Below are 571 nucleotides of genomic sequence, written 5' to 3' on the forward strand. Positions count from 1 at the left end.
TGGCGTTTTGATGACCGAGTTAAAAACGTACTTAGTGCCCTAAAGTTAAGTCCAGACACATTACTTCGTGACTTATCTGGCGGCTGGCAACGCAAGGCGGCATTAGCTCGCGCTCTAGTTTGTGACCCTGATGTATTACTACTTGACGAACCAACCAACCATTTGGATGTCACAACCATCGAATGGCTAGAGAACTTCCTGAAAGATTTCAAAGGTTCGATTATCTTCATTTCCCACGACCGCGCATTCATTAAATCTATGGCGACACGTATTGTCGACTTAGACCGCGGGCAACTTTCCTCTTTCCCTGGTGATTACGACAATTACTTGCTTGAGAAAGAAGAGATGCTTCGTGTTGAAGATATGCAAAACGCTGAGTTCGACAAGAAACTGGCTCAAGAAGAAGTGTGGATTCGACAAGGTATTAAAGCGCGTCGTACTCGTAATGAAGGACGAGTGCGCGCACTTAAGAAACTTCGTGAAGAGCGTCGCGACCGCAGAGAAGTGCAGGGTAAAGTTAATCTCAATATCGATGATGCGTCACGCTCAGGCAAAATCGTCTTTGAAGCAG

General features: G+C 45.9%; 1 protein-coding gene. It reads left to right on the forward strand.

Annotated features, from left to right (window positions below; translation table 11 throughout):
* A partial coding sequence (locus R7Q46_RS29035) for an ATP-binding cassette domain-containing protein (protein WP_318078559.1) occupies positions 1-571 on the forward strand: 571 nt, incomplete at both ends.

The sequence above is a fragment of the Vibrio sp. 811 genome (assembly GCF_033339195.1).